Raw genomic sequence first — 12,497 nt, forward strand, 5'->3', positions numbered from 1 at the left:
CGAGGAGTGGATTGACCTCGGCATCGAGGCGTCGAAACTCAGGATGACGCTTGATAAGGAGAAGGGTTTAAGGTAGAAAAGAAGTCGGTACTCTCAAGTAGAGGAAGTTTAACTGTAGATGGCAAGGAGGTAGAGATGTACATCGTCGCGGAGAAAGTAAACGTGATCACGACAAGCATAAAAGAGGCAATGGTCGCCAGGGACAAGGGTCCTATCCAGAAGATGGTGACGACCCAGTTGGAGGGGAATCCCGAGTGCATAGACATCAACCTGGGACCCGCGACCAAGAACGGCCCCGAGATCATGCAGTGGATGGTGGAGGTTGTCGAGGAGGTCACCGATCTCCCGCTCTCGCTTGACACCATGAACATGGACGCCATGGAAGCGGGCCTCAAAGTCGGCGCCAACCCGAAGATAATCAACTCTATTTCGAGTGTGCAGGAGCGCATGGACAGGCTCATCCCGCTCGCGCTCGAGTACAAGGCGAAGTGCGTGGGGCTCTGCACCAGTGAGGCCGGCGTGCCGCGCGACGCCGAGGAGCGAGTGACCAACGGGTACAACCTGATGATGGCTTTCGAGGCGGCCGGCCTCGGCCACGACGATTACTGGATCGACCCGATCGTCCTTCCCATCGGTGTCGCGCAGGATCAGGTGCACGCGCTGCTTGACGCGACCAGGATGTTCTCAGAGCTTCCCGAGAAACCGCACCTGGTGTGCGGCCTCTCCAACGTCAGCAACAAGTGCGGGCTCACCGCCGAGAACGCCGAATTTGTGAACCGCATCTTCCTTGCGGCCCTGATGGGGCACGGCATGGACGCGGCCATCGTCGATCCGAACGATGAGAAGCTGATGGCGGTAGCGCGCATGGAGAGCCCCGAGTACGATCTTGTTCAGATCGCCGAAGGTCTCAAGGAAGGCGAGCTCGATCTGAACAACGAGCTGCAGTTGGCGATCAAGAAAACCGTAAAGCTCTTCCACGAAGAAACTCTCTTCGCCGCCTCCTACCTCGAACTCTAAACGCATAATGGGGTCAAACCAAATTATGCCTTATTGATGATGGGGGCGGGCTGTCCCGCCCTCACTTCAATTTCCTTTTCAAAACAGGTCAAGACCTCTCTGAACATCTTTATCAAGGGGTTGCTTCGCACAGATTTTGCTTACCGACGATTGGTTGATTTTCAGAAAATCAGCGAGTTCCGACATTGTGTAGCCGTATTTCACGTACGCCTTTATGATCATGTTATTGCGCTCGCGTTTATCCTTGATTTTGCCAAAGAGCTCGGGAAGTGATGGCTTTCCGTTTCTGTTTGCCAGGGCCTCGCCTGATCGATGTCAACTACACCTCCCCCGCGGGCTGGGGAAGTGTAATTGTCGCTCATCAGCCTTCAGCTAATGCTTGGGCATAGTACGACAAAAATGGCCGAAAAATATGTGAACCTGGTCGGCCGGGACTTGGCAGAAGCACATCGGAAATATTCACCTGTTGGTAGGATGGAGAGAATGAGAAGAAGTTAGCATAGCTCCACGAAAGCACAGATTCCGGCCCCAGCAGGGACCGGAATTGACACAGGGGGGTCATGTCAGCATGGATAAGCCCACCCTGCAGTGCGGGCAGTATTCAGGTTTCATGTTCAACAATCAATCGGTCTTAATTGAGATGATTACTTTCGAGAAGGTCAAAGACAGAACGCTTGGAAGGCAAAGAGCCCGATTGCGATGAACACGAATGATATACCGATACTGAAGCAAGTCAACTGACCGTTCAACAATCGTGGTAAGAATCCATTCAGGCTTTTGTGTTTTTCCGTCATCTTTTCCGTTGACCAGTCCTTGTATTTTTTCTTGAGGGGATTCCCTTGAGACTTTTCCCTCTTGAGGTAACACGGATTGAGGTAGAGTGCTTCCATGTATCTCACGTAGTACCAAATACCTAAACCCAGAGACACAGCGGCGAATAAGAGACCAAGGAGGAAAAAAACAAAGACAAGAACTTGAACTTCCCCGTTCTTGATGTCTCCAATTCGCTGTAATAACAGGGAAGACGCGACCGCGATGACAACGGCGGAGAGTCCAGTAATCCATTCTGCTATATGAACGCGGTTTTCCTCAAGACGAATAGCAACGTCCCAGCCAACCTGATTATTGTTGTTCACAAGACCACCCCTGAACAGAAGACCTTGTCCGCCATTTCCATTCTTCGTATTCCATTGTTTTATCCCCCAAATTACGGTCAGCCAGTTTCCTGCTCGACAATCTTTATTTCATCTTCAGTCAGGCCGTAAAGCTCATAGACCATCCGGTCAATCTGACGGTCAGTGGCGTCTATTTGCCGCTGAATTGAAGTCTTATCGGTTGGTGTCTTGGCGTCGGCCAGCCGCATTTTCAAAGAAAATATTTCTTCGACTAACTCAACCATGCGGTCGTGATTTACTTTGTAGTCATCATCTTCGACCTCAATCCCAGGAATTGGTATTTGCTTCGTTCTAAATATTTTTGCCTGTGCGAACGTTCTGCCTTCCTCATGTGCCCACGTTCTGTACAAATAGCTCGTTAACTTTGAATTAAGAATTCCCAGTATGTAGCGCAGATCCACGCGACCTTCCCATTCGCTTCGCAACACAATAGAATGCAACGTCTTGTCGGTTAACATGCCTGTCAATTCAAGCGAAGCAATCATTCTGTCCGATGTCTGCCGGTAGACAATCTTTCTTTGTTCTAAAATCGCAGAACTAAATCGGAAGGTATCTACCCTGGGGTCTAACAGCTCTTCGTAATTATGGCGTAGCCAATGGTCACCGAAAGTTATTTCATACCGCTTCACATCTCTTCCCTTGAGATACTGCATATCCTGTTTTTCTTGTTTCTTGCCCTCGTAAAGCACTCGGTCAGCTATTGAACCGCCCCGTTTCTTACCCCGACCCCTCGTCCAATAGTTGAGTCCCACATCCTTCACCAACGAAATATCGTCCAGTTTCACTTTGTCAGTCGTTAACTTGGAATCCAGCGGATTAACGTATTTCCAGGATAGTGACTCAAGAACGTCTTTATCCAAATCCCAACGACACATCGACGCCGGGAAAATGTCTATATCACTCACCTCACATAATTCCGCATGTCTAACACGAACTGTCGTCTGTCGCCCAAGCCGCTTCTGTAAGAATAGTAGTGCTGTAAATACATTGGGCTGACGGAAAACCTGGTTTATCCCGAAGTCCACAATCTGTGTAACGTCCGCTCTTTCAAGAACATAGCGCTTGAAATCGTTGAAATATGGACCCACTAAGAATGTATTTGGAATGATAAATCCAAACAAGCAATTAGGCTTGAGCAAATCCACGGCTCTTTGGGAGAAAGCAACATAGTTATCATTGTTCCTGATAAAGGTAGGGTAGTGAAACTCCAAATATGATTTTACTTTTATGTCGAAAACGATTCCATATGGGGGGTTCCCAATCACGGTATCGAAGCCGCCTGCTTTCACAATTTCCGGAAACTCCCCATTCCAATCGAAAGTGTTGATTCGATAGCGTTCCTCATCATCCATCAAGCTCATTTGCTTGTTGTCGTAGTAATCAGGACCGATGAGAGAATTACCACACTTGATGTTATTCCCGAGGTCAGGGAGTGCTCTTTCGTGGAACAGCTTGAGCTGGGACGTAAGTGTTTCATCGGATTCACCTTCAAGGACTTTAAGAAGCAAAGAAAGCTTTGTAACTTCAACAGCCTGCGGGTCTATGTCTACACCATAAATATTGTTAAGCAGAATGCGTTTACGTTCCCCGGTTGTAAGACGCCAATCACCGCCGAGTCCCTGGAACAACTTTGGCGAACGGCCCTTTGCCAACTTCTCAAGACCGTCCTCGACATACCGGTCGCGGTGCCAGTCGAGGAGATGCTGGAAAGCACCTATCAGAAATGAGCCAGAGCCGCAAGCCGGGTCGAGTATCTTGAGCTTGGAAGCCTGTTTCGGTGTCTTTCCTTCAAGCAGTTTCCCCACCGTGTTATCGACGATGTAGTCAACGATGAATGTCGGGGTATAGTAGACACCGCCTGCTTTTTTGACCTCCGGTTTCTCTTCCACGACTGCTCGGTGCCTCGGCGTCAGGCGGATAACCTTGCCGAGGAACTGCTCATAAACCTGGCCGAGGATGTCTGCGGGAAGAACGGAGAACTCGTACGGGCTCTCGGGATAGTAGAGCTTTCTTATTATCTCTTTCAGAGGCTTGTCGTCAACAACCATTCCGGGCGTCAGTTCGTCCGGGTATTCAGGGCGTTCTTTTTCTTCCCGGAAATGGAACAGGCCCGAGTTGTACCTGTCGTTTGCCTTCCTGAAGAGCTCGAAGAGTCTGGGGTAAACGTGGGGTCCGTTGAGAAGAGCCATGAGTGCCCCGTAAATTTCGATGCCCCGCGCCTCGCAGATTCGCAGGAAGATGATTCTGTCGATTGTCCGCTGGACGGCGTAGTTGAGCTCCCTGTGGCTCATTCCGGAATTGCGCAGAGCGATGTTGCGGGCGAGCAGGTCCCGCCAAGACTCGATTTCCTTCAGGAAAGCCTCGTCGACTTCCGCTGTTCCTTTCGGTTTCTTGGATTCCGCGTACTTGTCGAAGGAGCCTTTGAGGACGGCTTCACGGGAGAATACAGAAGCGATTTCGTCCCAGCGTTTTTCATATTCCGGGTAGGTGAAGTAGAGCGTCCGCGCTCTGGACGCTTTGTCGGTCTTTACCGGCTTGACTCGGCAATCGTAGACCGCGAGCTCTTCGAAGTCAGTCAGTAAGCTCAGTGGAAGCTTTGCCGACCACGCATAGCGCCTGAGTTGGAAGGCCGGACTTATGTCGTCTTTGAGATTGACGGAAGGCTTCTTGGCCTCAACGAAGAACTTGCGCGTTCCGCCAATGCGGAAGCAGTAGTCGGGCGCTTTTGTCGCTTCACCGACCTTGACCGCGTCTTCGACGATAACATCTTTATACTGTTCGGCATATCCCTGTTCGTTGTAGACATCCCATCCGAGGGCTTTGAAGAACGGGTCGATGAACTCAAGTCTCAGTTGTGATTCTTTGTATTGCCCGGAAAGGTACGCCTCGCGGTTCATTTCGAACCGCTCTGTCAGTTCAAGAACCTCAGATGGAACCATAGTGTTGCTTCTCCCAATCGGCCATCGCCGCTTTATTCGTTTCATATTGTACAACCGCCAAGTGATGTTTTCGAACTGCTTTAGAAGAATAGTTGACAGAGAATCACGCGTTGACTGGGGAAGTGTAATTGTCGCTCATCACTCGCCAAGTTTTTCAAGAACGAAAGCAATGTACTGGCTACGGGCATCATCGATATCTGATGAAAACATATCAAGGGCCAGATCGCTCGTGAGAAATGGTGGGAAGGGGATCAGTCCCGCGAAGGCGCGAAAGCTACTCCACCGCCATTCACCAGGATGTTGCGCAAGATTGGCTTTGACCGGGTTGAGCGCCATGTAGCGTAGAAGCTCCAGAAAGTGACTTTCGCGCGTCACCAATGGTGAGTGAAACCGACCCTGTACCACATGTCCTATCCTGTCGTGCCTGTAGTTGAACCTGGCGCAGTAAGCGCCATTGAGCAACTGCATTCCCTCCGATAGCTTACCCGTGGGCGTTTCGATAAGCAGATGATAGTGATTGCCTACCAGGCAATAAGAGTGGCAGATCCATGAGTAGGTGGAATTGACCTCGGAGAGTATTCCAAGAAAATCTCTACGATCTTGCGAGGATAGGAAGATACTCTGTTGGCCATTTCCCCTGGAATAAATATGGTGCAGTGCGCCTGGAAAACTGATTCTCGGTTGCCTCATATAATGACTATATCAGCAATACAAGCATATGACAAGCGAATATGACCCCAGACATGGCGAAATGGTTTCGAAAAACGCATATTTTGGTTTGACCCCATTATGCCTTATGCAATTATTGCGGGATGGCGCGTGTCTGGCGGTAGAGCTGGCGGAGCGGGATTTCGGCGGGGCAGATGGTTTCGCACATCCCGCAGTCCACACAACGGTCGGCCATGTCGAAGGCGCGGATCAGATGAAAGATCGGGGTGTCGGGCGGCGCGGCGCCAGGGTTTACCAGGTCGGGGTTATCCAGTGCGCACTCCTTGCAGTAGCACATCGGACAGATATTGCGGCAACCCATGCACCTGACGCAACGAGAGAAAGCGTCGAGCCAGAAGGAGAGGCGCACGGTGGGATCATCAGATGAAGCCTCAGGAAAGAACGTGGCTTGAGGATGATCACACACGCACTTGCTCGCAAGCTCCTCGGAGCATGGAACTTCAATCATGCGTAGCCGGCCGATATCGACCTGGTTGTGTTTCTCGAGCTCCACAAGCATGCGACGGTCGCACTCGCGCACCGGCACAATCAGGTTGCCTTCGAGGAGCGGCAGCAGCATGATCGCGAACGACGCCATCGGGTATCGCTTGTCCCCGACGTGGATCGACTCGATCGCCGGGTCGTCGGCGCGTGAGATGGTTTTTGGCGCGAGTTGGCCGTCACGCTCGACCAGCGCTACCGCAGTCGTCGTTTCGCCGTCCGCGAGCGCCTGTCTTACTGCTTCCGCAAGCTCGCTTTTCATAGGGATTCCTCAGATGGAGATAACGCCCACGGGGATTTGCCCGCCGAGGCGACCTGCTCGGTAAATGAGGTGATTACGTCTGAGAACCTGGCGCCTTCGGCCGCGCTGATCCACTCGAGCCTGACGCGCCGTGGATCCATGCCAATGCCGACCAGCATGTCCTTCAGCACCCTGAACCTTTCAGCGGCCGCGTAGTTGCCCTTATCGTAATGACAGTCACCGAGGTGACAGCCCGCGATGAGCACTCCGTCCGCGCCTTCCTGGAACGCCTTGAGAACGTAGTAGGGCGAAATGGCGCCCGTGCACATCACTCTGATGTCCACCACGTTGGGCGGGTATTGCAACCTGGACACGCCCGCGAGATCAGCGCCCGCGTACGAGCACCAGTTGCACAGGAACGCGAGAATCTTTACGCCTTCAGCCGAATCCCGACCCGTGTTCCCCTCGGTTTTCACTGGAGTTTTTTCTGTCACAATCACTTCACTTTCACTTTTGCCGCGCTGACCTTGAATTCCGGGATTTTCGAGACTGGATCCACGACGTTGTTTGTCAGCGTGTTGGCGGCCGCTTCGACGTAGTGGAACGGCACGAAGATGACGCCATCCGGCATCCTCTTGGTCACCATGGCTTCGATATCGATTTCGCCGCGCCGCGTACTCACGACAACATCGACGCCCGACTCGATCCCGAACTTCTCGGCGTCGGCCGGGCTGATCCAGACCTTGCCATGCGGGTCGATTTCGTTGATGCCTTTGGATTTGCGGGTCATTGTTCCGGTGTGGTACTGCCAGAGCACTCTGCCGGTGGTGAGAATCAGCGGGTACTCGGCGTCAGGCTCTTCCGCGGGCGGCTTATACTGCGCCGGACAGAACAGCCCCTTTCCCCTTGTGAACTGTTTGGTGTGCAGAATCGGCGTACCGGGGTGCTCGGCGTCAGGGCACGGCCAGTGCACGGTCGCGCCGCCGTCCAGCCTCGCGTGGCTGACGCCGCCGTATTGCGGGGTCAGGTTTGCTATCTCGTCCATGACCCCGGAGGCTTCGATTGTCGCCATCTCGTATCCCATGCGCTTCGATATTTCACCGATGATTTCGTAGTCAGTCTTCGCCTCGCCCGGAGGCTCAACGGCCTTGCGCACCATTTGAACGCGCCTGTCCGTGGTGGTGAATGTCCCATCCTTTTCGGCGAATGACGCGGACGGCAGAACGACATCGGCGCGCCTGGCCGTCTCGGTCAGAAAAATATCCTGAACCACGAGGAACTCCAGGTTGTCAAGAGCTTCGCCAGCGTGTTTCAGGTTCGGGTCGGACATCATGGGATTTTCGCCTATGACGTACATGGCCTTCAAGTCACCCCTTGACGCGGCATCCATCATTTCAGTCGCGGTTAGCCCGACTTCGGTCGGCACTGTGACGCCCCATGCGTCCTCAAAAGGCTTCCTGGCGTCGGGATCGGTTACAGAGCGGTAACCCGTCAGCACGTTGGGAAGCGCGCCCATGTCGCAGGCGCCCTGCACGTTGTTCTGCCCGCGCAACGGGTTGACGCCCGCGCCGGGCTTGCCGATATTGCCTGTCAGCATCGAGAGGTTCGCGAGTGTGACCACGTTGTCGGTGCCGGTCGTGTGCTGGGTGATGCCCATGGCGTAGATGATGGCCGCGCGTTCAGCGTTCGCGAACACGCGGGCCGCCTCGCGAATGTCGTCCGCGTCAACCCCGCATATTTCGGCGACTTTTTCGGGCGTGTACTCCTTCGCGAGCTTGACAATTTCCTCAAAACCTTCGGTGCGCTCATCCACAAAGTTTTTGTCATAAAGGTTTTCCTCGATTATCACGTTCATCATGCCGTTGATGAGGGCGACGTCCGTACCCGGCTTGTGCTGAAGGAACTTATCCGCGTAGTAGCACAGCCTGATGCGCCTGGGCTCGGCCACGATAAGCTTACAGCCGTTTTGCATGACCGCTTTCTTGACGCGAAGGCCGATGATCGGATGCGCCTCAGTGGTGTTCGAGCCTATGACCAGAATCGCCCCGGCCTCTTCAATGTCGTCTATCGCATTGGTCATCGCGCCGGAGCCAAACATTTTCGCCAGGCCCGCGACTGTTGGGGCGTGGCACAACCTGGCGCAGTGGTCGACATTGTTCGTGCTCAGAACCGCGCGCGTGAACTTCTGAATCAAGTAGTTTTCCTCGTTTGTTATTCTGGCGGAGGAGAGGATCGCGATCGAGTCGGCCCCGCTCTTACCCTTGATCTCCGAAAGCTTGCCGGTCACCAGGTCGAGCGCCTCGTCCCACCCGGTCTCGACAAGCCGGCCGTCTTTCCTGACCATCGGCTTTTTCAGTCGTTCATCGCTTCCGATGAAATCGTAGCCGAAACGGCCTTTGACGCACAGGTTGCCTTGCCCTGCGCCCACCATGAGCGGTGAAGTAACTTCCACCACCTGGTTATCGATCACGTGAAGGTCGAGCTGGCACCCGCAGCCGCAGTATGCGCAGGTCGTCCTGACTTTCCACCCTTCGAGCCCCAGCGCCTCCATCATGTCGTCTTCGGACATCTGGAAGTAGGCGCATGCGTTCCGAAGCATGTCCCGCGCGGCGACCCTGCCTTCAGCTTCGTAAGGCCTCGTCTTGAGCGCGCCTGTCGGACAGGTAGAGATACATTGCCCGCAGAACTCGCACGGCGTATCCGGCAACTGTTTCTCATAAGGGGTGCCTGGAACGGTCTTGAAACCGCGGTTGACGAACTCGTACACGCCGACACCCTGGACTTCGCGACATATCCTGACGCATCGACCGCACGTTACGCATTTGTTGTAATCGCGCGTCACAAACGGGTTCTCTTCGAGGATCTCATACTCATGTATTTTACCTTTGAAGCCGCTCTCGGTGACGCCGTAGCGGTTGGCGAGTTTCTGCAACTCGCAGCGGCCCGACTTCGCGCATCCCTGGCACTCCATTTGATGATCCGACACCAGCAGTTCAACAAGTGTTTTCCTGATGCGCTCCAGGTTTTCCGTTGTGGTGTTGACGACCATTCCCTCGGTCGCTTCCGCGTAGCACGCCGGAAGCAGACCCCTCGCCCCTTCGACCTCGACCAGGCACAGCCGGCAGGCGCCGTATGGAGTTAGCCTTGGCTCGTAGCAAAGCGTGGGGATGTCGATGCCGCTGTCCTTCGCCATGTCCAGTACCGTGGAGCCACCGGGACCGGAGCATTTTATCCCGTCAATTTCGACAGTTATCACTTCCACATCAAACCTCCAGTTGAACAACGGTCAAATGGTGTTCTCTCACTCAGCGAGAATGGACTTCGAGGGACATCTGGACATGCACATCTTGCACCTGACGCAGGCATCCACATCGATGACGTGCGGTTGCTTCTTCTCGCCGGATATCGCTTCGGTCGGACACACTTTCACGCACGCGCCGCAACCCGGGCAGATCTCCAGATCGATCGAGAGCGTGATGAGCGCGGGACACGATCCGGCAGTGCACCTGTGGTTGAGGATGTGGTCCTCATACTCGTTTCGAAAGTACCGCAAGGTTGTCAGCACAGGGTTCGGCGCGGTGCCGCCAAGCGCGCAAAGACTGGCCGCCTTGATATCGGTGGCAAGGCTTTCCAGTTTTTCGATGTCGTCTGGTTCGCCTTTTCCATCGCAGATGCGTTCGAGTATCTCGAGCATGCGCTTGGTTCCGATACGGCACGGCACGCATTTGCCACAGGACTCGTCTTGCGTGAATGAGAGAAAGTATCGGGCGAGGTCGACCATGCAAGTACTGTCATCAGCGACTATCATTCCACCCGAGCCGATGATGGCGCCAGCCGCGGTTATCTGGTCGTAGTCAACCTGGATGTCGAGTTTGCTCTCGGGCAGGCATCCGCCGGAGGGCCCGCCCATCTGAACAGCCTTGAATCGCCCGCCGTCCTTTATTCCTCCTCCAATGTCAAAGATCACCTGCTTGAGCGTGTAGCCCATGGGCACTTCCGCCAGTCCCGTGCGCCGCACTTTGCCGGCCAGACAGAACACCTTTGTTCCTTTGCTATTCTCGGTGCCCAGCGAAGAGTACGCCGCGCTGCCGTTGTTGATTATCCATGGGACGGCGGCCAGGGTCTCGACGTTGTTGATGTTGGTCGGCTTGCCCCAGAGGCCCGAGTTCGCGGGAAACGGGGGCCGTGGGCGAGGCATGCCGCGTTTGCCCTCAATTGAAGCCATCATAGCCGTCTCTTCGCCGCACACAAACGCGCCGGCGCCTTTTTTTATCTTGACGTTAAAGCTCCAGTTGGCGCCGAAGATGTTGTCTCCGAGATAACCTCTTGCGTGGCACTCCTCGATAGCGATGTCGAGTCGTTTCAGAGCGAGCGGGTACTCGGCCCGGCAGTATATGAGACCTTCTCGCGCTCCGATCGCGAACCCCGCGAGCATCATTCCTTCCAGGACGGAGTGGGGATCGCCTTCGAGCACGCTGCGATCCATGAAGGCGCCCGGATCGCCTTCGTCCGCGTTACAGATCATGTACTTGACGTCCCCCGGCGATTTCCTGGCAAATCCCCACTTCATGCCCGTGGGAAAGCCAGCGCCGCCCCTGCCCTTCAGGCCCGAGTCCGAGACCTCCTGGATGACATCCTCGGGCGTCATCGAAGTGAACGCTTTGCGAGCCGCGTCGTAGCCGCCGATGGCTATGAATTCGTCAATGCTTTCTGGATTGATCTTCCCGCAGTTGCGAAGCACGATCCTGTACTGGTTTTCGAGAAAATCTCCCTCAACCGCCGACAGGTCGTCGCTTTTTCTGACAACCCAATCCTCGATGACTTTTCCGTCTCTGACGTGCTCATCCAGCAACTGAGGGACTTTTTCCGCGGTCATGTCGCCGTATATTACAGAGCCGCCTTTGGAGTCGAATACCTCTATGATGGGCTCGATGAAGCAGTATCCCATGCAGCCCGCGATATCGAGATCAACATCGTACTCACCACTCTCGACGGTTTTCTCGAGAGCGTCCTTGACAGATTTCGCGCCCGCCGCGATCCCGCATGTTCCATACCCGAGGACGAGCTTGTACTTACGTCCGTTTTCACTCATGGCGGTCATTCCTCTTTCCCGGCGCTGGAACCGTCGGCGTATTTCTTCAGTATCTTCTTGATGCCGGTAGACTTGAGCTTGCCGTGCGTGTCGTCGCCGACAACCATGATGGGCGACAGGGCGCAGGCGCCGATGCACATGACCGACTCGAGCGTGAACTTGTTGTCCGGCGTTGTGTCGCCTTCCTTGATGCCCAGCTGGTTGCATATCTCGCCTGTGATCTGGGGTGCGCCGGCAACGTGGCAGGCGGTGCCGTGGCAGACCTTTATAAGATGCTCGCCGATGGGATTGAACCGGAACTGCGCGAAAAAGGTGGCTACGCCGTATAGCCGGCTCAACTGGCAACCGGCTCGCAGAGCCAGTTCGCGCATGATCTTTTCGTCAAGGTAGCCGTAGGCGTCCTGGGCTTCCTGGAGAATAGGGATCAGCGCGCCCTCCTCGTGGCCGTATTTCTCGATTATCTTCTCTATGGGCCTTGTGTCGTTTATGTCCGCGAACCTGTTGCGGCATGCACACTTTTCTGTCATGTTCCCTCCATATAGACATAGCTGTTTTGCGAAATTATACTAAAAAAGAGAATTGTTTGAGTTTCGAGCTTAACTTTGTCAGGTCTTTTTTTGGGTCTGGCGCCGTCTACCGCTAAAGCGGTAGACGGCGCCAGACCCCTCTGGACGGACGATCGACTTTAAAAAAAGACCTGACCCCAAAGTTAAATTGGTGATTATGGATGATATGACGTATGTCAAGCGCGATTACAGGGCAGTCATAGCGCCCGCCGGTCTCACGTGTTATGAGATAACGCTTGGGGAAAGCGATTTGTATAT

Annotated in this window: 10 protein-coding genes; 2 read left to right on the forward strand and 8 right to left on the reverse strand. The window is 54.2% G+C overall.

Annotation, left to right across the window (positions count from 1 at the left end; all coding sequences use genetic code 11):
* Window positions 1-135: 135 nt before the first annotated feature.
* Complete coding sequence (locus CVT63_05885; GenBank protein ID PKQ27831.1) at window positions 136-1,017, forward strand: dihydropteroate synthase DHPS; 882 nt, start codon at window positions 136-138, stop codon at window positions 1,015-1,017.
* A gap of 36 nt (window positions 1,018-1,053) precedes the next feature.
* The gene (locus tag CVT63_05890) at window positions 1,054-1,290 is read left to right on the forward strand and encodes a hypothetical protein (protein PKQ27832.1); all 237 of its coding nucleotides are present in this window, start codon (window positions 1,054-1,056) and stop codon (window positions 1,288-1,290) included.
* A 386-nt stretch (window positions 1,291-1,676) separates the two neighbouring features.
* On the opposite strand, the gene CVT63_05895 is transcribed toward CVT63_05890, so the two are convergent.
* The 8 genes from CVT63_05895 to CVT63_05930 all read right to left on the reverse strand — a co-directional run bounded on the left by CVT63_05895 (window position 1,677) and on the right by CVT63_05930 (window position 12,200).
* Window positions 1,677-2,153, reverse strand: coding sequence for a hypothetical protein (locus CVT63_05895; GenBank protein PKQ27833.1), 477 nt, complete (start codon window positions 2,151-2,153; stop codon window positions 1,677-1,679).
* A 77-nt stretch (window positions 2,154-2,230) separates the two neighbouring features.
* Window positions 2,231-5,131 (reverse strand): restriction endonuclease subunit M, encoded by a 2,901-nt coding sequence (locus CVT63_05900; protein ID PKQ27834.1) that lies wholly within the window; start codon window positions 5,129-5,131, stop codon window positions 2,231-2,233.
* A gap of 138 nt (window positions 5,132-5,269) precedes the next feature.
* Entirely contained in the window at window positions 5,270-5,821 is a 552-nt protein-coding gene (locus CVT63_05905; protein ID PKQ27835.1) for an addiction module toxin RelE, read from the reverse strand.
* Between the two features lie 112 nt (window positions 5,822-5,933).
* Complete coding sequence (locus tag CVT63_05910; GenBank protein ID PKQ27836.1) at window positions 5,934-6,602, reverse strand: hypothetical protein; 669 nt, start codon at window positions 6,600-6,602, stop codon at window positions 5,934-5,936.
* On the reverse strand, window positions 6,599-7,057 hold the full coding sequence (locus CVT63_05915) for a methyl-viologen-reducing hydrogenase subunit delta (GenBank protein PKQ27839.1): 459 nt from the start codon (window positions 7,055-7,057) through the stop codon (window positions 6,599-6,601). Before CVT63_05915 ends, CVT63_05910 begins: the two co-directional genes overlap by 4 nt.
* Before the next feature lie 20 nt (window positions 7,058-7,077).
* A complete protein-coding gene (locus CVT63_05920; GenBank protein PKQ27837.1) occupies window positions 7,078-9,843 on the reverse strand; it encodes a formate dehydrogenase subunit alpha in 2,766 nt (921 codons plus the stop codon).
* Between the two features lie 39 nt (window positions 9,844-9,882).
* The gene (locus tag CVT63_05925; protein PKQ27840.1) at window positions 9,883-11,673 is read right to left on the reverse strand and encodes an NADH-quinone oxidoreductase subunit NuoF; all 1,791 of its coding nucleotides are present in this window, start codon (window positions 11,671-11,673) and stop codon (window positions 9,883-9,885) included.
* A gap of 5 nt (window positions 11,674-11,678) precedes the next feature.
* Window positions 11,679-12,200 (reverse strand): NADH-quinone oxidoreductase subunit NuoE, encoded by a 522-nt coding sequence (locus tag CVT63_05930; GenBank protein ID PKQ27838.1) that lies wholly within the window; start codon window positions 12,198-12,200, stop codon window positions 11,679-11,681.
* Window positions 12,201-12,497: the final 297 nt, after the last annotated feature.

The organism is Candidatus Anoxymicrobium japonicum, assembly GCA_002843005.1.
GTDB lineage: Bacteria > Actinomycetota > Geothermincolia > Fen-727 > Anoxymicrobiaceae > Anoxymicrobium > Anoxymicrobium japonicum.

Bases quoted from the DNA above. Each gene is read 5' to 3' on its own strand.
- CVT63_05885 (PKQ27831.1), top strand. From the start codon at position 136: ATGTACATCGTCGCGGAGAAAGTAAACGTGATCACGACAAGCATAAAA.
- CVT63_05890 (PKQ27832.1), top strand. From the start codon at position 1,054: ATGATGGGGGCGGGCTGTCCCGCCCTCACTTCAATTTCCTTTTCAAAA.
- CVT63_05900 (PKQ27834.1), bottom strand. From the start codon at position 5,131: ATGGTTCCATCTGAGGTTCTTGAACTGACAGAGCGGTTCGAAATGAAC.
- CVT63_05905 (PKQ27835.1), bottom strand. From the start codon at position 5,821: ATGAGGCAACCGAGAATCAGTTTTCCAGGCGCACTGCACCATATTTAT.
- CVT63_05910 (PKQ27836.1), bottom strand. From the start codon at position 6,602: ATGAAAAGCGAGCTTGCGGAAGCAGTAAGACAGGCGCTCGCGGACGGC.
- CVT63_05925 (PKQ27840.1), bottom strand. From the start codon at position 11,673: ATGAGTGAAAACGGACGTAAGTACAAGCTCGTCCTCGGGTATGGAACA.
- CVT63_05930 (PKQ27838.1), bottom strand. From the start codon at position 12,200: ATGACAGAAAAGTGTGCATGCCGCAACAGGTTCGCGGACATAAACGAC.